At 65.8% G+C, this 260-nt stretch carries 1 protein-coding gene; it reads right to left on the reverse strand.

Features of this window, described 5'->3' with window-relative positions:
- The coding region (locus NLU14_RS23645; protein ID WP_476738662.1) for a DUF2016 domain-containing protein at positions 1 to 136 on the reverse strand (136 nt) is incomplete at its 3' end.
- Positions 137 to 260: the final 124 nt, after the last annotated feature.

Here is a 260-nt window from a genome sequence, read left to right on the forward strand (position 1 = left end):
CGACGACGAGGCATTGACCGACACGGGCTTCGCGAACCGCGTCGATGGCAGGGGATTGCCCACTGGGCGGCACCGGATAACATGGCGCGGCCGCCAGGACGGCAGCGGAGGTCGGGTCTTCGGCAAGGGCTATCATCGGCGGGACTTTCCGTAGATCAAGTCACCAAGCGTCATCGGCTCGGCCTTGGTGCCCCCTCGTGGGACGGCTTGACGACGATCGCCAACGAACGCCTTCAGGCGTTTGACCGGGAAGCGTGTCG

It is taken from the genome of Marinobacter iranensis (genome assembly GCF_029207565.1).
GTDB classification, from domain to species: domain Bacteria; phylum Pseudomonadota; class Gammaproteobacteria; order Pseudomonadales; family Oleiphilaceae; genus Marinobacter; species Marinobacter iranensis.